This is a genomic window from Polaromonas sp. UBA4122 (genome assembly GCA_002381615.1).
Lineage (GTDB): Bacteria > Pseudomonadota > Gammaproteobacteria > Burkholderiales > Burkholderiaceae_C > Polaromonas.
Map to the genome: position 1 here is coordinate 21263 of DFWY01000160.1, position 21593 is coordinate 42855.

21 protein-coding genes and 1 pseudogene are annotated in these 21593 nt (G+C 56.3%); 17 read left to right on the forward strand and 5 right to left on the reverse strand.

Features of this window, described 5'->3' with window-relative positions; translation table 11 throughout:
• The first annotated feature begins 102 nt into the window (after positions 1-102).
• From B3F77_RS19030 to B3F77_RS19070, 9 genes are all read left to right on the forward strand, one after another.
• Positions 103-1299 (forward strand): M20 aminoacylase family protein, encoded by a 1197-nt coding sequence (locus B3F77_RS19030; RefSeq protein WP_293606470.1) that lies wholly within the window; start codon positions 103-105, stop codon positions 1297-1299.
• Between the two features lie 219 nt (positions 1300-1518).
• Complete coding sequence (locus tag B3F77_RS19035) at positions 1519-2931, forward strand: amidase (protein ID WP_293606471.1); 1413 nt, start codon at positions 1519-1521, stop codon at positions 2929-2931.
• 177 nt (positions 2932-3108) lie between these two features.
• Positions 3109-4350 (forward strand): ABC transporter substrate-binding protein, encoded by a 1242-nt coding sequence (locus B3F77_RS19040; RefSeq protein ID WP_293606472.1) that lies wholly within the window; start codon positions 3109-3111, stop codon positions 4348-4350.
• 81 nt (positions 4351-4431) lie between these two features.
• Positions 4432-5301: a branched-chain amino acid ABC transporter permease gene (locus B3F77_RS19045; RefSeq protein WP_293606473.1), complete on the forward strand. Its 870-nt coding sequence runs from the start codon at positions 4432-4434 to the stop codon at positions 5299-5301.
• Positions 5298-6290 (forward strand): branched-chain amino acid ABC transporter permease, encoded by a 993-nt coding sequence (locus B3F77_RS19050; protein ID WP_293606474.1) that lies wholly within the window; start codon positions 5298-5300, stop codon positions 6288-6290. The genes B3F77_RS19045 and B3F77_RS19050 overlap by 4 nt, the downstream gene beginning before the upstream one ends.
• A complete protein-coding gene (locus B3F77_RS19055) occupies positions 6290-7057 on the forward strand; it encodes an ABC transporter ATP-binding protein (RefSeq protein WP_293606475.1) in 768 nt (255 codons plus the stop codon). The genes B3F77_RS19050 and B3F77_RS19055 overlap by 1 nt, the downstream gene beginning before the upstream one ends.
• The gene (locus B3F77_RS19060) at positions 7054-7758 is read left to right on the forward strand and encodes an ABC transporter ATP-binding protein (RefSeq protein ID WP_293606476.1); all 705 of its coding nucleotides are present in this window, start codon (positions 7054-7056) and stop codon (positions 7756-7758) included. The genes B3F77_RS19055 and B3F77_RS19060 overlap by 4 nt, the downstream gene beginning before the upstream one ends.
• A gap of 25 nt (positions 7759-7783) precedes the next feature.
• On the forward strand, positions 7784-9055 hold the full coding sequence (locus B3F77_RS19065) for a Zn-dependent hydrolase (RefSeq protein WP_293606477.1): 1272 nt from the start codon (positions 7784-7786) through the stop codon (positions 9053-9055).
• A gap of 65 nt (positions 9056-9120) precedes the next feature.
• A complete protein-coding gene (locus tag B3F77_RS19070; RefSeq protein WP_293606478.1) occupies positions 9121-10647 on the forward strand; it encodes a M81 family metallopeptidase in 1527 nt (508 codons plus the stop codon).
• Positions 10648-10797: 150 nt separating this feature from the next.
• Here B3F77_RS19070 and B3F77_RS19075 read toward each other — a convergent pair whose 3' ends face one another.
• Genes B3F77_RS19075 through B3F77_RS19085 form a run of 3 tightly spaced genes read right to left on the reverse strand, consistent with a single transcriptional unit; the run spans position 10798 to position 13255 of the window.
• The gene (locus tag B3F77_RS19075; protein ID WP_293606479.1) at positions 10798-11517 is read right to left on the reverse strand and encodes a DUF1028 domain-containing protein; all 720 of its coding nucleotides are present in this window, start codon (positions 11515-11517) and stop codon (positions 10798-10800) included.
• Between the two features lie 2 nt (positions 11518-11519).
• Positions 11520-12227 carry an ABC transporter ATP-binding protein gene (locus B3F77_RS19080; RefSeq protein WP_293606480.1) on the reverse strand — a complete coding sequence of 236 codons (708 nt, stop codon included), beginning with the start codon at positions 12225-12227 and terminating at the stop codon, positions 11520-11522.
• Entirely contained in the window at positions 12224-13255 is a 1032-nt protein-coding gene (locus B3F77_RS19085; RefSeq protein WP_293606481.1) for an ATP-binding cassette domain-containing protein, read from the reverse strand. The genes B3F77_RS19080 and B3F77_RS19085 overlap by 4 nt, the downstream gene beginning before the upstream one ends.
• A gap of 3 nt (positions 13256-13258) precedes the next feature.
• On the opposite strand from B3F77_RS19085, the gene B3F77_RS19090 reads away from it, so the two are divergent.
• Complete coding sequence (locus tag B3F77_RS19090; RefSeq protein ID WP_293606482.1) at positions 13259-13537, forward strand: hypothetical protein; 279 nt, start codon at positions 13259-13261, stop codon at positions 13535-13537.
• A gap of 199 nt (positions 13538-13736) precedes the next feature.
• On the opposite strand, the gene B3F77_RS19095 is transcribed toward B3F77_RS19090, so the two are convergent.
• On the reverse strand, positions 13737-14102 hold the full coding sequence (locus B3F77_RS19095; protein ID WP_293606483.1) for a histone protein: 366 nt from the start codon (positions 14100-14102) through the stop codon (positions 13737-13739).
• A 523-nt stretch (positions 14103-14625) separates the two neighbouring features.
• Here B3F77_RS19095 and B3F77_RS19100 point away from each other — a divergent pair.
• Positions 14626-15138, forward strand: a complete 513-nt coding sequence (locus B3F77_RS19100) for a hypothetical protein (RefSeq protein ID WP_293606509.1) — start codon at positions 14626-14628, stop codon at positions 15136-15138.
• A gap of 107 nt (positions 15139-15245) precedes the next feature.
• Here the strand turns inward: B3F77_RS19100 and B3F77_RS19105 are convergent.
• Positions 15246-15593, reverse strand: a pseudogene (locus B3F77_RS19105) (IS21 family transposase); the annotation flags it as partial.
• 237 nt (positions 15594-15830) lie between these two features.
• Between B3F77_RS19105 and B3F77_RS19110 the strand changes: the two are divergent.
• The 6 genes from B3F77_RS19110 to B3F77_RS19135 are packed head-to-tail and all read left to right on the forward strand — an operon-like array spanning position 15831 to position 21587.
• Positions 15831-17012: an ABC transporter substrate-binding protein gene (locus B3F77_RS19110; protein ID WP_293606484.1), complete on the forward strand. Its 1182-nt coding sequence runs from the start codon at positions 15831-15833 to the stop codon at positions 17010-17012.
• Between the two features lie 27 nt (positions 17013-17039).
• A complete protein-coding gene (locus B3F77_RS19115) occupies positions 17040-17900 on the forward strand; it encodes a branched-chain amino acid ABC transporter permease (RefSeq protein ID WP_293606485.1) in 861 nt (286 codons plus the stop codon).
• Positions 17897-18910, forward strand: a complete 1014-nt coding sequence (locus B3F77_RS19120; protein WP_293606486.1) for a branched-chain amino acid ABC transporter permease — start codon at positions 17897-17899, stop codon at positions 18908-18910. Before B3F77_RS19115 ends, B3F77_RS19120 begins: the two co-directional genes overlap by 4 nt.
• Positions 18907-19743, forward strand: coding sequence for an ABC transporter ATP-binding protein (locus B3F77_RS19125; protein ID WP_293606487.1), 837 nt, complete (start codon positions 18907-18909; stop codon positions 19741-19743). Before B3F77_RS19120 ends, B3F77_RS19125 begins: the two co-directional genes overlap by 4 nt.
• 9 nt (positions 19744-19752) lie before the next feature.
• On the forward strand, positions 19753-20532 hold the full coding sequence (locus tag B3F77_RS19130; protein WP_293606488.1) for an ABC transporter ATP-binding protein: 780 nt from the start codon (positions 19753-19755) through the stop codon (positions 20530-20532).
• Positions 20532-21587 (forward strand): cyclase family protein, encoded by a 1056-nt coding sequence (locus B3F77_RS19135; protein ID WP_293606489.1) that lies wholly within the window; start codon positions 20532-20534, stop codon positions 21585-21587. The genes B3F77_RS19130 and B3F77_RS19135 overlap by 1 nt, the downstream gene beginning before the upstream one ends.
• The last annotated feature ends 6 nt before the right edge of the window (positions 21588-21593 follow it).

The window sequence follows — 21593 nt, forward strand, 5'->3', positions numbered from 1 at the left end:
AGCAACTCGTCGGCTTAGGCCCTTGACCTTAACCCGAAGATTAAATTGGTTTATCGTACTTATAACGTGCCCGAAAACGGCGCTTTTCAAGAGACAAGAATCATGAACTTATTAGCCGACATAGTACGAAATCACGAAGAACTTATCGCTATCCGCCGCGATATTCATGCCCATCCAGAATTGGCGTTTCAAGAGCAGCGAACCTCGGCCCTGGTGGCAAAACGCTTGACTGAGCTGGGCCTGGAAGTGCATACAGGCCTGGGCAAGACGGGTGTCGTGGGGGTGTTGCGATCGGGGGTGAGCACGCGGTCCATCGGTTTGCGCGCCGACATGGACGCCTTGCCTATGCCAGAGAACAATCGTTTCGCGCATTGCTCAAAGAATCCCGGGAAAATGCATGGCTGTGGCCACGATGGCCATATCACCATGCTGTTAGGGGCGGCCCAGTACCTGGCCGAGCATAAAAATTTCGATGGTGTGGTCAATTTTATTTTCCAGCCAGCCGAAGAAGGGGGCAACGCTGGCGCCAAAGCCATGATCGACGACGGCTTGTTTGAACGCTTCCCCTGCGATGTGGTGTACGGCATGCACAATATGCCCGGCATGGCTACCGGGGTCTTTGGCTTTCGTTCCGGGCCAACCATGGCGTCGAGCAACCGCTTCGATATCGTGATCAATGGCGTGGGCGGCCATGCGGCACAGCCGCACAATTCCGTAGATCCCATCATGATCGCCACAGAAATGGTGCAGGCCTTGCAGAGCCTTATCACGCGTAATAAAAATCCGATTGACACGGCCGTGTTGTCGATTACCCAGATACATGCGGGTGACGCCTACAACGTCATTCCGGCGCAGGCCGTGATTCGCGGAACGGTCAGAACCTACAGTGTCGAGGTGCTTGATCTTATGGAACACAATATGCGCCGCATTGTGACCAAGCTTTGTGAAGCTTATGGGGCCACTGGCGAGCTGGATTTTGTGCGCTGTTATCCAGCACTGATCAACTGGCCCAAGGAAACCGGGTTCGCTGCGGATCTGGCCGAAAAGATCTTCGGCACCGATCATGTCGACCGCACGATTCCACCATTTACCGGGTCCGAAGACTTTTCCTTTTACTTGGAAAAAGTGCCCGGCACTTATTTGTTCATCGGCAATGGCGATGGCAATCATCGCATCGATACATATCACGGCATGGGGCCATGCCAGCTGCACAACTCCAACTACGACTTCAACGATGCCTTGCTACCCGTCGGCGCCACATACTGGTCCAAGCTGGTCGAGGCTACGCTGACTGCGTAGGTCGGATTACACCTTCGGCTAATTCGACGTTCGACGTTCGGCTGTTGCCGCCGACCACGCATTGACCATCCAAAGCTGTTTATGCCGCCAAAAAAATGACTAGCGATGTCACCCGGATAACAATGGTCAAAATTAAATCGGCACGGCTGGTCAATAGTGAAACGGCGCCACCCCCCATATGACTTTCCTGAGTAACCTTCATTTTGTGAGAATGCAAGCATGACGAAAAATCAGCAGATCGCTTTTTCGAGCCTGGCCAACATGGCTCGTGGTTTACAGGAAAAAGAATACTCTTCGGTAGAGTTGACGCGGGTCTTTCTCGACCGGATTGCGCGGCTCAACGAAAAGGTGCACGCTTATACAAGCGTGTATGAAGAATCAGCGCTGCTACAGGCACAAGCCGCCGATTTGCAGAGGCAGAGCGGATTGCCATTGCCGCCGCTGCATGGTCTTCCGATCGCGGTGAAAGATCTATGCGAGATCAGCGGACAGATCACCACTGCGGGATCGCTAGCCTGGAAAGCGCGGCGTAGTTCGATTACCAGCACCGTGGTGGAACGCTTGCAGGCGGCCGGGATGGTGATGCTTGGTAAAACGCATATGGTGGAATTCGCTTTCGGCGCATGGGGAACCAACCCACTGATGGGCACGCCGCGTAATCCCTGGGATATGACCGACCATCATCGTGCTCCGGGCGGTTCGAGCAGCGGTTCCGGGGTAGCGGTTGCGGCCGGCTTGGCGCCAGCCGCGATCGGTTCGGACACTGGGGGATCGATCCGCGCTCCCGCCGCATTCAACGGCCTGACCGGGCTGAAGACGACGCATGGCCTCATCAGCCTGTACGGGACAGTACCCCTGTCGGCGAGCCTCGATACGATCGGGCCGCTGACCCACACGGCTGAAGACGCTGCGCTTTTGACGCAGGTACTGGCAGGCCCCGACTGGCGCGACCCCAATACGCTGCATCGACCGATTTTTGCATTCAAACGCAATGAACCCGTGTCCGCCCGTCATTTGAGAATTGCCGTCATGCAGCCGGAGCAATATCCATGGCCCGTAGCCGATGATGTTCATGCTGCCACCCAGGAGGCAATGCGCGCGTTTCAGTCACTCGGCGCCACCATTGAGCATGTCAATGTCCCATTCGACTTTGCCGAGTTGATGCGCAACAACGGCGCGCTCATCGCGGCTGAAGCGTACCACGTGCATGCAGACTATATTGAGGACGCGAACCTGCCGATCGGTCCTTGGGTGCGCAAACGCATCCTAAGCGGCAGGGCGGTCGATGCGAACGCTTATCTTGCCATCATGGCGCACCGCCAAGAAGCGATTGCAAGGTTCAATAACTGGATGCAGGCTTATGATTTGTTGCTGACGCCGACGCTGCCGTTCGTCGCTTGCCCGCTGGAAGAAATCGACGAAGAAATCACGCCTCTGGGCGCCTTCAATCGCGCGATCAATTATCTGGATACTTGCGCAATCAGCCTCCCGGCCGGATTTTCCGAACGCGGTCTGCCCATCGGCATCCAACTCGTATCAAAACCATGGCAGGAAAGTTTGCTGTTGCAAACGGGACAAGCATTCCAAAATGTAACGGATTGGCATCGCCGCAAACCCCCGGGTCTGCAATGAATCGCTTGATTGACGCCTTCAATGCTGTTGGTGGATCACGTCCGAGAAAGGCAGACACTCAGATGTCGCCAAAAAAACCGGCGGATTACTGGAAATCACCAATGTGTTTTGGGCGGTTTGACCGTTTACTGGAGTTTCAGGTTTTTTAGGTGTTTTTTTAATTTTTAGGAGACAACAATGCATAGTTCATCTTCAAGAGCAGTAACCACAGGTGGAGTGAGCACGGCTAGCCGACGTGATTTTTTGAAATACTCTGCATCTGTACCAATGCTTGGCTATCTGGGCAGTGCTGCGGCACAAGTGGATGCCATTCAATTCGGGTGTGCCGTTCCCTTGTCCGGGCCGTTTGCTGCAAATGGAAAATATGCTGATACGGGCATGAAACTCGCTATCGAAAAATACGGGAAAGTGCTCGGAAGAGCGGTGGCCTACACGGCTATTGATACCGAAGGCAAACCAGCCACGGCAATCCGCAAGGTGCAAGATGCAATTCAACAAAAAGGAACCCGCTTCTTTCTAGGGGGTTTCCTGTCTTCCGAGGCACTCGCGATCGGCAAGGAAGTCGATAAAGCGGGAGGCGTCTCTATCACCACTGCCGGCGCCGATGAACTGACCGGCAGCGAATGCAATCGTTCGACGTTCCGCTGGTCAGTACCTACTTATGGCGCAATCGAGCAAACGGTCCGTCCGTTGATCGAAAAAATGCCGAAGGCGAAACGCTGGTACACGATCACGCCGCAGTATGTGTTCGGGGAAGGGCTTTTGAGCGCGGCCAAGGCAGTGTTCAAGGAAAAAGGGATCGAGCACGTCGGCAACAGCTACCATTCGCTGGACGAGAAAGAATTCAGCGGCTATCTGACCAACGCCATGGCGGCCAAGCCTGATGTGCTGCTACTGCTCAACTTCAGTATCCAAAGCTCCGATACATTGCGCCAAGCGGTTAGCTTCGGTATGAAAAAGAACATGACGATCGTGATGGCTTGGGCTTCCGGTTTGGAACAGTTCGAATCGCTGGGGGCAGATCTTTGCCAAGATGTGTATTTTGGTGCCCAGTACTGGCACGCGATCAATTCGCCTTTCAACAAGGAATTCGTCAAGCTCGTCAACACTACCCTGAATGAGGACCCGAACTACAGTCTGGCGGGATCCTACGTCTGCACAAAGATTGTGCTCGATGCGATTGCAAAGGCCAACAGCGTCGATCCCAAGGCAGTCATCGCGGCAATGGAGGGCATGAAGTACGAAGGGCTCACTGGTGTGGAGGAAATTCGCAAGGGTGACCATCAAGTCATCAAGAACTACTATCTGCTCAAGGGTAAGGGCAAGGCAGTCATGCGCAACAAGAATGACTATGCCGACATCGTCTCATCGGGTAAATCGTTTCTTCCGCTGGAAAAGACGCTGTGCAAGATGGCTTGACCAATCCAACGCGATAGTAGTTAACCTCGCCTGCAACCGCGCACCGCGCGGTTGCCATTTCACATTCAAGGTCGGCGCGGCATGAGTATATATCTGCTACAGATTATCAACGGTATCGGTATCGGTATGCTTTACTTCCTGATGGCAGTAGGTCTAAGCATCGTTTTCGGATTGCTCGGTTTCGTCAATTTCGCGCACGGCGCTTTTTTCCTGTTGGGCGCGTATTTCTGCTTTCAGTTTGGCGAACTGGGCCTGGACTTCTGGTGGACGCTTCTCCTCGCGCCTCTGAGTGTCGGTGCTTTCGCCTGGTTGGCGGAAAAAATATTGTTGCGCCACATTTACCAGTTGCCGCACGAATTTCATATCGTATTCACCGTCGGCGTTGCATTGGTGTTGCAGGAGGCCGTCATTTTGCAGTGGGGTGTGCTTGGCCACAACATCGCGATGCCGGCCCTGCTGCAGGGCATTGTCATTCTCGGCGATTTCGTCTATCCGATATACCGTCTGTTCGTGATTGGCTTTACGGCTGCCATGGCGCTGCTATTATGGTGGCTGCTGGACGGCACGCGCCTGGGTGCGATCGTGCGCGCAGGAAGCGAATCGACCGAGATGGTCTCGCTGTTGGGCGTCAATATCAACCGTATTTTCAGCCTGGTGTTTGCGCTTGGCGCAGTGACGGCCGGGATGGCAGGCGTCCTCGCCGCGCCGATACGCGGTGTGGAGCCTTTTATGGGGATTGAAGCGCTCGGGATCGCTTTCGTGGTCGTCGTCATCGGGGGCATGGGCAGCTTTTGGGGCGCACTCGCCGGAGGCTTGTTGGTGGGCATAGTACAAAGCCTGATGAGTACGATCTGGCCAGAAGGCGCGCACCTGATGATTTATATCGCGATGGCGGCTGTCATGTTGCTGCGTCCCAATGGCCTGTTCGGGCGCAGCGGAAAGAACGAATGAACGTATTGAAGCGTTACCGCTATCTCCTCCTGTCGATTGTGACCGTACTGCTGCTACCCGCGATGCTGAGCTCGGCTTCTCTGGCGACGGAAGTGCTGATATTTGCGCTGGCCGCATTGGGATGCAATCTGCTGCTTGGCTACACAGGGCTGATGTCGTTCGGTCAAGGTATTTTTCTAGGGCTGGGCAGCTATGCCGCCGGGCTTGCCCTGTTGTATATGCGGGTGCCGCTACTAGCTGCGCTGCTGGCTGCGATGGTCGTCGGTGCGGTCGCGGCCCTGGTCGTCGGCTGGTTTTCGATCCGCCAGCGCGGCGTTTATTTCGTGATGCTGACCCTAGCGTTCGCGCAGATGTTTTACTTTTTGGCTTATACGCTCAAGGATATTACCGGCGGCGACAACGGCCTGTTAAACATTCCTCGCCCGCCGCTTTCCTTGTTCGGTGTTACCCTGATTCCCACTTCGACGCCGTGGCAATACTACAGCGCCGTCGCGGTTATTTTCGTTATTGCGTTTGCGCTGCTGCAGCGTGTAGCCGATTCTGTGCTCGGCCGTACCCTGCTGGCGATCCGCGACAACGAGACGCGTGCCGCGGCAATCGGTTACGACATCAAGTCGTTCAAGCTGATCGCCTTCATGATATCGGGCGCCGTCACCGGGTTGGCCGGGGCACTGTACACAATGCTGACCGGGATCGCACCGCTGTCTAACATCGAATACCACGCCAGCGAATCGATCTTGATCATGACGGTCATTGGCGGTACCGGAAATCTTTTCGCGTCGGTGCTGGGTGCAGCGTTTTATGTACTGGTGGGAGACTGGCTTTCCACGCTGTGGCCGCGATGGTTGATGCTGCTCGGGATCTTGCTGATTGCCGTCAGCCTCTACATGCAGAAAGGGCTATGGGGTCTCGGCGTGCAACTTGTCCAGCGCCTGAAGCCGCATCGCGTTCCCAGAGATTCATCCGGCGTCAAGCAGGAGAAGAATTGATGACTGTCCCGATTCTGCAGGCAGTCAATGTGGTGAAACGCTACGGCAAGTTCACTGCAGTCAATGGCGTCACGCTCAATGTGATGCCACGCACCGTGCACTCGGTCATCGGCCCCAACGGCGCCGGTAAAACGACGCTGTTTAACACGATGACCGGTACTGTGCCGATCAGCGAAGGAAGCATCATCGTTGACGGCGAGGAGGTGTCGCATCTTCCGGGATACAAAAGGGTCCTCAAAGGGTTGACACGCTCATTCCAGGTAACCAGCCTCTTTCCGAACCTGAGCGTGCATGAAAATCTTCGCTTGGCGGCGAAAGGCCGCAATCCGGCGCAGGCTTTTCATTTGTGGCGTTCGGCGGAGTCGTTTACTGCAGCTGCTGAGACAGTGGACGTCTTGCTTAAGCGTCTTAACCTCGGCGCCGTCGCCACCCGCGCGGCAGGAGAACTCTCGCACGGGCAACAGCGCCGTCTCGAAGTGGGTATGGCGATGGCCGGGCAGCCAAAAGTGATTTTTCTGGATGAACCGACCTCGGGCATGGGAATCGATGACATTGGCGCCATGAAACGTCTGATCCGCGGTTTGCGCGAGGAGTACACGGTGGTTTTAATCGAGCACAACATGGATATCGTGATGGATATTTCAGATACCGTCACCGTCATGCAACTGGGGCAGGTGCTGGTCGAGGGCACGCCCGACGAGATCCGGAATGATGAGCGCGTACGCCACGCATATCTGGGCAGCATGATTACCGGGGGCGGCGCATGATACTGGAAACGCAGGACATTCACGGTTATTACGGCAAGAGTCATATCATTCAGGGCATCTCGATTGCCGTTGAGGAAGGTGAGGTCATCACGCTTCTCGGCCGCAATGGCGCGGGCAAAACGACGACACTGAAAACCATTGTTGGCGTGGTGCCACCGCGGCAGGGGAATATCTGGTTCATGGGCAACAATGTCGCAGGATTGCCGACCCATCGCATTGCCGCACTCGGGGTATGCCTGGTTCCTGAGCATCGCGGTATTTTCAAACTGTTGAGCGTCGAAGAAAATCTCAAAATGGCTGCTCGCAAAGACTCTCCATGGCAACTGGCGGATATTTATACGATTTTCCCGAGACTGAAAGAGCGTCGCAAAAACAGCGGGGCGCAGTTATCCGGAGGGGAGCAACAAATGCTCGCGATTGGACGCGCGTTGACGACGCACCCCAAGGTTTTAATGCTGGATGAACCAGTCGAAGGCCTGGCTCCCGTGATCGTCGATGAAATCGTGGCGCAGCTTAAGCAGATCAAGGCGGCGGGCATGCCCATCATCCTGGTCGAACAAAATCTGCAAGTCTGCACACAGCTCGCCGATCGGCACTACATCATCGAGCAGGGACGCATTGTTTACGAGGCAACCAACGCCGAGTTTTTGGCGGACGGCAGCGTCAAAGACCGTTATCTCGGTGTCAGCATTGCCCTATGACACTCAAGCCGCAATCACAAACACTATGAAAACCGAGCTCTCTCTGGATACCTTGCGCATCAATGGACCGCGCTTGTGGCAAGCCTTGATGGACCTGGCGCAGATCGGCGCAACGCCTAAAGGCGGGGTGTGCCGGCTCGCGCTCTCCGACCTCGACCGGCAGGCACGCGATCTGGTATCCGGTTGGGCGCGCGCCGAAGGCATGACCGTCACGATCGATCAGATCGGCAATATTTTCATGCGCCGCCCCGGGCACGACAACACGCGGCCGCCTGTTGTGACCGGGTCGCATATCGACACCCAGCCGACCGGCGGTAAATTCGACGGCAACTACGGCGTCCTCGCAGGCCTGGAAGTCATTCGAACGTTGAATGAACACGGCATTCAGACCGAAGCGCCGCTCGAAGTGGTGGTTTGGACCAATGAGGAAGGCTCGCGCTTTGTTCCGGTGATGATGGGTTCCGGTGTCTTTTGCGGCGCATTCTCTCTGGAGCATGCGTATGCCGCAACCGATATCGCTGGCAAATTGGTACAGGAAGAGCTGGCGCGCATCGGCTATGTCGGGACCGAGGTGCCGGGACAACATCCTATCGGCGCCTATTTCGAGACCCACATCGAACAAGGTCCGGTGCTGGAAAACGCCGGCTGCGTGATAGGCGTGGTGCCCGCTGTGCTGGGACTGACCTGGTATGACTGCGTGGTGACCGGATTCGAGTCGCATGCCGGCCCGACGCCGATGGCGATTCGCAAGGATGCGCTGCAGGTCGCGACCCGTATCATGCAAGAGGTCGTTGCAATCGCTAATCGCTATCCGCCATACGGGCGCGGTACGGTTGGCATGGTGCAGGTCATGCCCAATAGCCGCAATGTAATCCCCGGCCAGGTGAAATTCTCGATCGATCTTCGCAATGTGTCCGAGGACCTGCTGGCCCGCATGAATCAGGATCTGCACGATTATGTTGCGCGTACCGGCAGCGAGAGCGGGCTTGGCATCGCGCTTGAGCAGGTGTCCCATTTTGCGCCGTGTCCGTTTCATTCCGATTGCGTCGGCGCGGTGAGGGACGCGGTCGCCACGCTCGGTTACTCGACGATGGACGTGGTATCGGGTGCGGGCCATGACGCGATCTACGCCGCGCGGGTCGCTCCATCCGGCATGATTTTCGTGCCATGCAAAGAGGGCATTAGCCACAACGAGATCGAAGATGCAGATCCGGCGCACCTGGAGGCTGGCGCCAACGTGCTGCTGCTGGCGATGCTGTCGGCGACCCGCGCGACCCGCGCGACCCGCGTGGCCTGACGGCACGCAGCTGTCTCGCTCAATCGCAACCCGCCTCATCCTTAGCCTCAGCAGGAGCCAACACCATGCCACGCAAGATTGTCATCGCCCGCTTCAACCATGAGACCAATACCTTTTCGCCCATCGAGACACCTCTTTCGGCCTTTGCTCCGATGTGGAACGAGGACGCGTACCGCGACCAGAAAGGCGCTCGCACCGCAATGGGCGCGTTTTTGGATATTGCAGAATCCGTTCTGGGGGCCACGGTCGTCACACCGGTGGCTGCAATGGCCAACCCCAGCGGCACGGTCGCTGCCGAAGCCTACGAGGCGATATGCGAGTCCATTCTCGCCGCCGTCGCGGAAGGTTGTGACGCCATCATGCTGGATTTGCATGGTGCGATGGTCGCGGAACAGGCCGGGGACGGGGAGGGCAACCTGCTGGAAAAAATCCGTCGTATCGCGCCTGCCGTACCGATGTGCGTCGCCCTTGACTTGCATGGCAACCTGACGCAAAAGATGGTCGACAATTGCGACATCATTGTCGGCTTCAAGACCTACCCGCATATCGATATGTATGAAACCGGAGCGCATGCGGGGCGCTTGCTGGTCGATATGATCGAGCAGCGCATCGTGCCCGTGATCGGATGGCGACAATTGCCTCTGTTGTCGCATACCCTCATGAGCAATACCTCGGCCGCTGCGATGCAGCGCGCGGTCGACGCGGCGCTCGCGGCCGAAGCTGAACCCGGCATTCTGGCGGTGTCGATCATGGCTGGTTTTTCGCTCGCTGATTTTGAAGGTGCCGGCATGTCGGTAGTGGTCGTGGCAGACCGAAATTCCGATCGCGCCGATGCGGTCGCGGCCCGCATTTCGCATCAGATGTGGAACGACCGCGAGGGATTCATCTATGCCAGCGAGCCGCTTGCACGATCGGTGCAGCGCGCGCAGGAACTTGCGGGTGGCGCCGGGCCCGGGCCAGTGCTGTTGCTCGATCATAGTGACAATGTCATGTCGGGTGGCAGCTGCGACACAATGGATGTGCTGGAGGCTGTGCTGCAAGCGGGCCTGACCGATATCGCCGTCGGGCCTGTATGCGATGCAGAGGCGGTGGCCCGATTGGTGGCGGCTGGTATCGGCGCCACGGTCACGGTTGCGCTCGGCAACAAGACCATCCTGAAGGCGCAAGGACTGGCCAAGACGCCGACCGTATTGACCGGCGTTGTGCGGGCCACTAGCGCGGGCGAGTTTTGCGTGAGCGGGCCAATCTACACCGGATCGACTGTCAGAATGGGGCGCACCGTACTGTTCGATATCGGTGCCGCCCAGATCGTCGTTACCGAAGAGCGGGTTGAACCGTATGATCTCGGAATCTATACCAGCGTCGGTATCAGTCCAGCAGAAAAAACCTACCTACTATTGAAGTCCCGTATGTATTGTCGCCCGGTGTTCGGGCCCCTCAGCAAGGGAATCGTGGAGTGCGATTCTGACTCTGGCGGCCCTACGAGTTCGAACTATTCATTGTTTCCGTTCAAGAAAATTCGCCGACCAATTTATCCGCTTGATCCAGCCGTCGATTTTCGGAAACTTCGCGACTTCCCTGATAGACCATGATAAGCCAAGCTACCACCCATATTATGGATTGGAACTTCTATTGACGGCTACGCCATGGATGTCTGAATGAGCACTGGTTTAATAACATCTGCAGCTGACAGTAAAGGGCTTCGTATACTTTATGCTGGGGCAGGGGTAGAAGGTCACTGATTAGCGACGGTCTGTGGGAGAGTGCAGTAGCATTCGCGTAACTTCCTCTGGCAGGGTACGAGACGCCCCTTCTCTCCTCGGCATGCCTTCGATAAATGGGAATAGCTGCACTTTAGCTATATTCAGCACGCGGCGAAGCTCAGCTACAGGCTCAGTGTGCTCATCGACACGCAGATCGACACTTGGGTACCACTCCTTGTCCATGATCTTCAATGCGGCAGACTGCTTGCCCCTAAAGTCACCCCCCGCGCGGTCACCCGCTTCAAGCGTGCGCATCAGACGCTCTCCGAGATCAGATTCGGCGTTGCTTTTCCAGGCGGCGCGCATCGCCAGAAGGGTTGCCTCACCAAGCAACATATTCCCCTGGATAGCAAAGTCGCTTCCGGTAAAATGCGCCTGCCAAGCAGTACAGCTCGAGCCTGACCACGCTACCCCATCTCCCTCCCTTCCAATAATTCCAATTTGCCGCAATGCTGCATCGTCATCTTTAGACAACACCTGATCCAGGGCATCTCGCGCAGATGCACCAAGCTGCATCAACTTGAGCGCGTCAATTGCAAGATTCGGATTGACCCATGATTGTGTGGAGATTGCACCAACGCCGGGTATAACGTATGGGCACATAGACCCGACTGCTGGCACCGCGCTACTAACAGCCACGCCCAACTGTCCTGTTCGCTCACATCGCGCAACGATCGAAAAGGTGTTGAGTTCCAGCACCTTCACACTCCCAGCTCAGCGATGATGCGTGCATAGGCATCTGGCATGTTAGTGGGACCATGCTCGCCAAGTTCACCACGCTCAAGCACGGCAAAACGATCCGCTGTACTGAGTGCAAATTTGACATTTTGCTCAACGATCAGCATCGCGATGGATGAGGCGTTACGCTCAGCCTGTAAAACACCTGAGATTCTCTCGATGACAGAAGGTTGTAATCCCTCTGTTATTTCATCGATAAGTAACAGTCGTAGCTGAGCCATTAGCGCTCGCCCCAAGATCATCATCTTCTGCTCACCACCAGACAAGGTTCCGGCCTTTTGGCGCAGCCGCTGCGGAATAAATGGAAAGTAACCAGCTATGCGCTCAAGTCCAATACGAAAACGACGAGGGTCAGACACGGCGATACGTAAGTTATCTTCGACGCTGAGATCCTGAAAAACCGCTTTTTCTTGAGGCGCGTAGGCTATCCCGCGGGCGGCTAACGTGTGGGGCTGTCCGGCGACTAATGTATCTCCGCCGAATGCTATAGATCCGGCCTGTCGAGGCAAGAAACCCATAATTCCCTTGAGAAGGGTTGACTTGCCCATACCGTTTTTTCCGAGCAACGCCACCGCTTCCCCTCGCATGATCTTGAGGCTAACGCCATGAATGACGGTAGCCTGACCGTAGCCGCAACGCAGGGCTTCCAGTGCCAAAACTATTTCACTCATGACACACTTCCTTCAGCGGAGGTTAACTCCGGCGTCGGTGCAGCCACCCCGGCATAGATGTCTCTGACAAGTTCTGAATGAACCACTTCTTCCACTGATCCATCAAGAACAATTTCTCCTTGATGAAGAACAATTACCCTTGAACTGATGTCGCAAACAAAATCAAGATCATGCTCGATAAGTACTACGCAGATTTGATGTTCATTGGCCAGGCTCTTCAACGTGTCTCCAATTGCGGTACGTTCAGGCTTTGTTAGCCCCGCAGTTGGCTCGTCCAGAAGAATGATATTGGGTTCCAATGCAAGCACCATCGATAATTCAAGGGCTTGCTTTTGACCATGCGATAGTAAACGACATGGCGTTTCAAGGAGACGAGCTAGTCCGGTTGTCTGCACGATACTCCAAGCTGCGGGCGGTAGCTCGACGGTCTGAGTACGTCGCCACATCTTTAAGTGAACCAGCCGTGTACGTGCAACCGCCAAGGCATCAAGGACTGTTAAGTCATCAAACACGTTGGCAGTCTGGAATTTGCGTCCGAGCCCTAGTCGTACGCATTCAAAGGGCGGCAACTTGGCGATTGAATAATCGTTAACCGTAATGTCACCACTCGAACGCTCTCGTCCGTCACTGATGCACCGCATCAATGTCGTTTTACCAGCACCGTTAGGGCCGACAAGTGAAAGTAGTTCGCCATGACGTGCGTCAAAGCTAACATTATTTAAGACGTTCAGACTACCGAAATGCTTGGCAACCGCCTGAATTTTTAGCGCGAGCTTGCCACGACTGGACAAGCCAAAAAGGGGTTGTCCCTCACTTGGAACGATCCGTCCAGATATCTTGGGCTGGGTAAAAGCCCTACCACGTCGCATCAGCCCAGCCAGTGCGGGTAGCAGCCCCTGAGCGCCAAATGTGTGCGGGACATCTCGCTGCTCTTCGAATTCGATGCCAGCCAGGTCACGTGGATTGCTACGGCCAACAATGCGCTCATCCTGGACCAGCCCTTGCGCAGCCGGTTCAGGGAGTTCCACATCATGACGCCCACGGCATCCGAGTGCCTGGTGCTGGCGGCGGAAGTGATGCAAGCTGCCATCAAATCCATCGCAGTCAAAGGCTTCAAACTGGATGTGTCCTTGCGTCGCCATCTGGCGCATCTACCAGCCCGGCAAATCTCGCAGCTGACCCTGGAGGCGGTAGCAAACGCGGTCGCAGCCGGCAGAAAGGAGCTGAGACTGGACGACTTCCCGCGATGGCTGTTCGACGATGATGACGCGGCCGGTGAAAGCAACTCCACGCCCAACTACCTCCACTGAATGGAAGGTGATCATGACCATGCTTCACGAGCGAACTCGCGCTTTACGCTACCCGCAAGGTGCCAAGAAAAGGCATCTAGTTTCAAAGTCTAACTGTGGCGGAGTTTTATAAGCGGCTGCATGAATGGCAATTGGTTTGGGAAAAAGGAAAAGACCCCGAAGGGTCTTTTCTGCAAAGCAACAGTGTCGCTAAAGAATATTATTTCTTAGCAGCAGGCTTTACCGCCTTCTTTGGCGCTGCACCTTTAGGGGCAGCCTTTGCCTTTTGAGCTACAGGCGCAGGGGTCACTGGAACAACTTTCAGCGCAGCACGTTGATCACGCAAGGCTTTGATTTCCGCATTGATTTTGTCTTTGCGTTCGGTCAGCTTCGCAATGCTTGCGCTAAGTTTTGTAATGGCCTTGGCTGTTTTGGAAACAGGAGCCGTTACCTTCTTTGGAGTTGCCGCAGCCTTTGGGGCCATTTTTTTCGCAGTTGCCATTTTCAAATTTCCTTTTTTATTTAACTGGTTTAGATATTTCACCAGTACCGCATTGTCTCCAATATTTTCGTTCGTCACCCACATCGGCATTCAAACGTCAGGAAACTTGCCAGTAAATTGTCATTGAGTCACTGACGATTCACGCTTGAGCGGCAGTCCCGCTGCATTGCCGTCGTTCAAGCGGAAAAAACGACGAGCCCCATGCCAATGACGGCTGAAGACTGGTACCGGCCTTTCGCCGAAACCCCAAGAAATCCAACGGATTGTCGAAAGCCGACCTTCAACTTTGCCGGAAGCAGGCATTCGCCGCCGATGCCAAAAACTCGGAAGCTGTCATCCAACTTCGACAATCAATTTTTCCGATTGGTCGTCGGCAGCGCAGCGGAAGCAGTCAGCCACTTGGAACTCAGGAGTACCGGTCAAACCTCAAGCAGACTTCTTCGGACATGCAGGAGTGCGCAATGGTCTCGCGGCAAGTCTGCGCCGTCAGGATGACGGTGAGCAACAGGCTGTGGACGAAACTGTGGCCGCAGTGCAGAGCAGCTCGCGACTCCTGGACCGTGTCGCCGTCGCAATGGCGACGTCACCAAATTTGGCCGCTGAGCTCTTGAAAATCGAAGAAGATGAGCGTGTTGATACGCATCCTGCGCGGCGCTTCATATATCGGAAGCAAGAAGATTTCATTGTGGAGGTGGAAGATGAGGAGATTCCATTCAACGCACATGTAGTCAGGGTTGCCGTTGTTGACCACGATCCAGTCAATGTGGTTATGACGCCAGTAGAGTCCCGTTCCGAAAGCACGGTTGTGCGCGGGCTCATCAATGTCACTCAAGGAAAAGGCGGGTCTGACGTTATCCAGTTGGGAGGAATTCACGAGTTCCGATTCATCGGTCTGGAAGGCTGGAAGAAGGCCGTACTCGAAGCTGCGCGTTGGCTTAAGCTTCCAATTTGTCTGGTGGCAGTGGAGACAGTCAGCACCTGCACCCTACTGCATCGACCGTCTGACGTTCTCCAAGTCCATAATTGGCACGACCTTCTAGCGAATACATTGGTGGCGCTGCTGAGTATCCGAGACGCACAGAGCGGCGGGCGTGTGCAGGAACTGCGCGATGTGGCATGAGCGGGTGAGGACTGGAGCACGTGATTGCAGCGACATGGGGGTGACCAGCGAATAGGCCGCGACAGGCTGAAGTTGTCTTGACTGTTGACCCAATGGTCATACTTTGCGCCTTTCAACGACAGGGCAACCAGCCAGAAGGCCCGACTGGCGCACAGTGTCAAATGCGCCACTTGCAGCTTGTACAACACGCCGCCCACCAGCAGACCTTCATCGCTCCAGTCAAACTGGAAGGCTTCACCCAGCTAGAAGCTCAAGGGCACGAACGCTTTCGTGCTGGATTTACCAGACAGCTCGCGCCAGGCGCGGGTGAAGTCAGTCACTGCGCTGTAGCCACCCCGGTACTCCTGCGCCTGGATTTGAACAAACAGCGCTTTGGCTGTGCGCCTGCCGTGCTTGGCTCGATTGGAGTCGGCCGTAAGGGCCTGCTCCAGCGTTGCTTCAAAGGCGGTGAGCTTGGCAGTGCAAATCCGTCTAGTTTGAGGGACTGGCACGCACCCAGTCCGACGTACGTTCAACTGCGGTTAACGCGACAGAACCCACTTGAACCATACAGACAAAGTGTTTTGTCTGTCAAACCAATGCTAGGGTTTTCATGATTGGTTAAGCAGTAGGACGGATGTTTAATTAATCTTGGCAATGCCTAACAAAGATCCTCACAAGAGGCTTGGTTCAAAGCACATTTTGGAGACATCATGAAATTTTGTTTAACAAAACTTGTAAATCGACTGATCATACTGACCTGCTTGGCGGCAGTGAGTAGTGGCGTTTTCGCGCAGACGGTAAAGATTGGGTGGCTTTCTTCTCTCACTGGACCACTGTCGTCCGCAGCGGTGGCCGAAAATCAAGGCGTCCAACTTGCCGTCGAAGAGATCAACAAGGCCGGGGGTATTCTCGGAAAGCAAATCGAACTGTTGACTCGTGATACTGCCGGCGATCCGACAAAAGCCGTCAATTTCGCGCAGCAACTCGCCTTCAGCGACAAGGTCCAGTTCGTAATAGGCCCGGTCAACTCAGGCGAGGGCCTCGCAACCACACCTATCCTGGCGCGCGCCGGGGTGCCAAACATCGTGATCGGCTCAATCGACGAGCTGACCGATGCAACAAAGTACCCGCGCGCCTTTCGCGCCATCAACACAAACCGGCAATGGATCTCGACGGCAAATAACTACGCCTTGGACACACTGAAGAAGACTAAAGTCGCGATCATTGCCGACACTTCCGGCTATGGCACCGCAAGCGCCAAGACCGCGCAAGAGTTGCTTGAAAAAGTGGGCATCAAGCCGGTCTATAAGGTCTTGGTAGATCCTAACAAGACAGATCTCTCCGACGAGATGTCCAAGGCCCGTGCAGCCGGTGCTGATGTGGTGATGCCGTGGTCGGCCGCCACCGGTCTACTCGCAAGGCTGCTCAATGCCCGTGGCGACATGGGCTGGAATGTGCCGGTCGTTGGTCACCCTGCGTTAATGGCCTCGCAAATCCGACAATTGCTCAATAAGCCTCAATATTGGGAGAACACGTTTGCCTCCGGCTACCTGAGTACTACCTACGGCACCGACGGCAAGTTGCCTGAGCTCACCCAAGCCCTGGCCGACAAGATGCGACCGAGGCTGGGCGGCGGCGAGATCGATGTCCTTTTCTGGTGGGTTGCGATGGGCTATGACACCGTCAAGATCATCGAGCATGCTGCCAAGACCGCCGGCTCCACTGAACCTGCTGCAATCCAAAAGGCACTCGAAAACACTAAGGACTTCCACGGCGTCTACGCCAACTATACCTGGAGTCCGACCCAGCGTAATGGATTTCCGGACAGCAATATGGTGACCAACGCGGCCAATACATTCAAGGATGGCAGCTTCAGGCTCGCCCCGCGCTGAAACTCGGCTGAGCGAGACACCTTCATTATGCTCACTGTCATCATCTCTGGCCTTGCAATCGGCATGTTGTATGCGGCCACTGCGCTGGTCTACAACGTGATGTACTCAACCTCCAAAGTCCTGTCGATTACGACTGGCCATATCGCGATGTTGGGCGGTGTCTTTGGCGCATGGTTTGTGGCCACGCTGCATCTGCCATGGGTGCTCGGCTTGATGGGCGGCATGACAGTCGGTGCGGCTTTTGGATGGGCAACCGAAGTGCTCGCGATTCGCCGAGTGCTGAACCGCGGCGATGAGCATCTATGGCTGCTTAGCACACTGGCGCTGGCAACGATGGTTCAGCAAGGCGTGGCCCTTTGGTGGGGCACAGAGCCAAAGCCCTTTCCGCGACTGTTCACACAAGATTTTGGCGATGGCGTGCTGGACCAAAAATACTGGCTTCCGATCGGCATTGCGGCAATGATGGCAATCGGGCTTGAGATCTTCTACCGCCGAACTATGTACGGAAAGCTTTTTCTTGCGATGTCGGAAGATGCGTTTGCGGCGCGGGCCCGCGGCGTCTCTACAGATCGAATTCGGGTGATGTCGTACATGCTCTCTGGCGCGCTTGGTGGTCTGGCCGGCTTCGCGGCCGGACAACTAACCTTCGCCTATTTCGCGCTCGGCATGACCCTGACGTTGAACGGCTTTATCGCGCTGGCAGTTGGCGGCTTGGGCAGTAACATCGGTGCATTGATCGGTGGCGCTGCGCTCGGCCTGCTGAACGGCTTCGCGAGTTACTGGTTCGGTGGAGAATATCAGCAGACCATCGCGGTCGGTCTGCTCATGGTCGTGTTGCTGCTAAAGCCCGAAGGTCTGCTTGGTTCGAAGAACGTGAGGCCTGTATGAACAATACTTCTTTCGTGTTCAGCAACAAGAACATCGCGCTAGCATTGGGCGCCGTGCTTGCCGTAACGCTGCCTTCGTGGGTCGGTGACCAATATCAGCTGCACTTGGCGGCGTTGATCTGCGTCTACTGGATACTCATCGCTGGCCTTAACTTGGTGGTCGGCTATACCGGCCAGCTATCGATCGGACACGTCGGTTTGCTTTCCGTCGGTGCCTACGCGTTTGCAATCTTAACGGGCAAGATGGGCTGGCATCCAGCGGCTGCGGTGATCGCGGCAGGCGCTCTAGGCGGCCTGTGTGGCTTTGCGCTCGGCCTGCCCTCGCTGCGCTTGCCTGGTTTCTATTTTGCGATGACAACGATGGCGTTTGCGCTGATCGTCAACGAACTGGTGCTTGCACAGGTCGATGTGACCGGCGGTGGCATTGGTCTGGCAGGGCCAGTATTTCCGGCGCCATTTGATAGTCCAAAAGGCTTTTATTACTTAGCTGCAGCGTTGGCGCTGGTCGTTACGTTGCTTAGCTGGAACATCGCGCGTCGCATGTGGGGGCGCGGTTTGATGTCGATCCGCGACAACCCAGTGGCAGCACAAGCGGTCGGCGTACCATTGTTCCGCGTCAAACTGGTGGTGTTCGTGTTCAGTGGGGTCACTGCCGGTGTGGCCGGGGCGATGTTCGCAAGCCTACAGAGCTATATCACGCCCGACACTTTCGTCTTTGAATTGAGCCTGTTTTTCTTTGTTTGCATCGTGATCGGCGGGCGCGGCAGCATTCTCGGGCCCTTTCTCGGCACCGTGATACTGACGGTTATGCCCGAACTAGTCGCACCGCTTGCGAAGCTCGGCAATTTCTTCTACGGCTTGATCCTTTTGGCCGTGGTGCTGATCGTGCCAGAAGGCATCGGCCGCGTGTTCGAGCTGATCGCCGAGCGGTTTCGGCCACGCCGTGAGAAGCACGAAGCCATCACACCCGATCTGCCGCGCCTGGTCCGAGCAATCGGAGGCCGTCGATGAACCGAACCGTCGCGATACAGGCATTACCAATTCAGGAAGCGCCACCGGCAATCTCGTCGGCAGCAGTCACTTCGGCCCGAACCGCGCTGGAAGCGGTGGATATTAGCAAAGAATTCGGCGGCATTAGCGCACTCGCCCACGTCTCGCTTGCGCTGCAGCCCGGTGAAGTGCATGGCCTTATCGGCCCCAACGGCAGTGGAAAGACGACGCTGCTCAATTTGCTGTCGGGTTACTACCAACCATCATCGGGATCCATCCGCCATGGCGGGGAAGAACTCGCGGGTTCCACCGTGCAGCGTCGCGCCCACGTCGGCGTTGCGCGCACGTTCCAGAAGCCACGGCTTTTGCCCACCCTTTCAGTCCTTGACAACGCGGTGCTGGGGGCTTGGCCGCACGCCCAGGCTGGTTTCTTGGCAACTGCCCTTGGCATGCCGCGGGTGGCGCGCGAAGACAAAGCCCTGCGTGAGCACGCGGCCGAGCTACTACACGGCATAGGGCTCGGCCATGTCATTGGGCGACGCGCCAACTTGCTCGATCATGCCGAGCAGCGTTTCCTTGAGATAGCCCGTGGCCTCGCGATGCGCCCGCGCTTCATCCTGCTGGATGAACCAGCCGGCGGACTGACCGAGAAGGAGATCGAACACCTGAGTGCTGTGATCTGCACGCTTCGCGGCGCTGGTATCGGCGTGCTGCTGGTCGAACACCACACCGACTTCGTTTTTCGCATCTGCGACCGTGTGACCACGCTCAACGTGGGCAAGATGATCAAACAGGGCACGCCGGACGAAGTGCGCGCCGATGCGGAAGTCATCCGCGTATATCTCGGAGCCTGAGAAATGACCATGACCGCGATTCCAAGCCAGCGTCCAGCGCAAACGTTGCTCGAAGTGCGTGACCTGCACATCGCTTATGGCAAAGCCGAAGTTGTGCACGGCATTTCGATGGACGTACGCGCTGGCGAATTTGTAGTCATATTGGGCCGCAATGGCGCTGGAAAGAGCACACTGATGCACGCAATATCCGGGCTCGTACCCAAGCGTTCTGGTAGCGTGCATTTTGACGGTCGTGACTTGAGCGATGCGGGTCCACGCGACATCGTCAAAGCCGGCATTGTGCAAGTCCTAGAAGGGCACCGCGTGTTCCACACGTTGTCGGTCGAAGACAACCTCCTGATCGGAACTTACGCTGTCACGCCGCGCGGCGATCGCAGCAAGCTCGATCGCATCTACACCATGTTTCCCGAACTGGCTGACCGCCGCCATCAGATGGCGTCGCGCCTTTCAGGTGGGCAGCAGCAGATTCTCGCGGTCGGCCAAGGCGTTATTGGTGAGCCTCGACTGCTGATACTGGACGAGCCATCGGGTGGCCTTGCGCCAATTGTGATTGACCGAATCCTCGCGGTGGCATCCTCGTTGTGCCAGAGCGGCTTGGCAATCCTGCTGGTCGAACAGTTGGTCGAGAAGGCATTGCGCAATGCGCACTACGGCTACGTGGTCGAAACGGGGAGGGTTGTCGCGGCAGCCTTCTCTGGTGAATTGCGCGAGGGCGATTTGCTGCAGCGGGTTTATCTAGGCGGTGCCGCTTCGGTGCCGCTGGCAACTTCACTTGAGGAGCAGGTCTAATGGCAGTTGAACTCCGCTGGAAACAGCGACCGCCCGGCTCGAACTGGGGCGACTTCGGTCCTAATGACCAATGTGGACGACTCAATTTACTGACTTCGCAAAAAGTTCAGCAGGGTATCGCTGAGGTGGAAGAAGGTTTGACCTTCTGCCTCAGTCTTCCCTTGGATTACCCTGGCGGAAACGTACTGAATCCGCGCCGCCATCCGCCGGTACTTCGTCCCACGCTGCGCAATGGTCGGCCAAATATGAACTATCGGCTGTTCACCGACAACATCATGGAGACTGACGTTCTCAGCGATGATTTGGTCGTGCTACACCTGCAGTATTCGACCCAGTGGGACAGCTTTGCGCATGTGGGGCAGATGTTCGACGCGGATGGCGATGGCGTGCCCGAACCAGTCTACTACAACGGTTTTCGGGCCGGATTCGACGTTGTCGGGCCAGAGGATTCTACCGACGCTGGCGTGCCTGCGCCTGGCTCCATGCGCTCTACATCCAAAGCGCATGCACTCGGAATAGAAAATATGGCTGAGCGTTGCGTGCAGGGTCGCGGAGTCATGATCGATCTCCATGCGCATCTGGGCAACGGCCGACAGGCGGTTGGCTACGACGCACTGATGCGCGTGCTGGAAACCGACCAGGTCAAAGTCGAAGCCGGAGACATGGTGTGTCTTCACACCGGCTTTGCGCAAACGCTTCTGGCAATGGGCGGACAGCCTGACCCGGTACGGCTGGACCAGACTGGCGCGGTACTCGATGGCCGAGACGACAGATTGCTGCAGTGGATTACTGACAGCGGGCTTGCGGTGCTGATCGCAGACAACTATGCCGTCGAAGCCCACCCCGCCAGACGGCGCATGGATTGTTGCGCCACCTTGCCGTTGCACGAGCATTGCCTTTTTAAACTTGGAATTCACCTAGGCGAACTCTGGCACCTGACGCCACTGGCGCAATGGCTGCGCAGTCGAGGCCGCAGCAGGTTCCTGCTGACAGCCCCTCCGCTGCGCTTGCCCGGCGCGGTAGGGTCGCCCGTCACACCCGTGGCGACTGTTTAAGAAATA